1 protein-coding gene is annotated in these 799 nt (G+C 45.1%); it reads left to right on the plus strand.

Annotation, left to right across the window (positions count from 1 at the left end; genetic code table 11):
- Positions 1–2 precede the first annotated feature (2 nt).
- Positions 3–799, plus strand: a 797-nt coding sequence (locus ABLT31_RS38805; protein WP_367761057.1) for a sugar phosphate isomerase/epimerase family protein, incomplete at its 3' end; no start/stop codon positions are given.

Below are 799 nucleotides of genomic sequence, written 5' to 3' on the forward strand. Positions count from 1 at the left end.
AAATGGTAGAGAAGGCGGCGGAATTGGGATTTGAATATATTGAACTGTCTCCGCGTGAAGATTTTATGCCTTTCTACAAGTATCCTCGCGTAGACAAGGATCGCATTAAGGAGTTAAAGAACGCACTCCGTGATACAGGCGTACAATTGTCCTCTGTATTGCCAATGCAACATTGGGCTGGCCCAGAAGAGGAGGATCGTGAAGCAGCGGTACGCAACTGGAAGCGTTGTATTGAAATCGCGGTAGATCTTGGCGTAGAAGTGATGAACTCCGAGTTCACGGGACACAACGATAAGCCACACAAGTGCGAGCAAATGTTTATGCGTTCTATGGAAGAAATTCTTCCCATCATCGAGCGCGAAGGCATTAAGCTTCACATCCAAGCACATCCTTTCGATTTCATCGAGCGCAATGATCAAGCTGTAGATCTTCTGCGCGGATTGGATAAAGACTTCATAGGTTTATTCTATGCGGTACCGCATACCTTCTTCTATGATGATGGGAAGGGCGACATCTCAGCTATGTTTGATTATGCTGGTCCGCTATTGAAGCATATCAACATCGCAGATACCTTTAATCATAAAGCTTCATCGTGTCTTCGCTACGTAGTGAACCCACCATGGTCCAATTGTACGGTTCACCAGCATATTGATATCGGCAAAGGAGATATCAATTGGGATATGCTCTTCAACAAGATGCGCGAAATCAAGTTTGATGGTATCGTAACCCTTGCTATATTCGGCGAGGAAGAAAGAGCTGATGAATCCTGCCGTTACAACCTCGATCGAATTAAAAGCGA

The organism is Ammoniphilus soli (assembly GCF_040813775.1).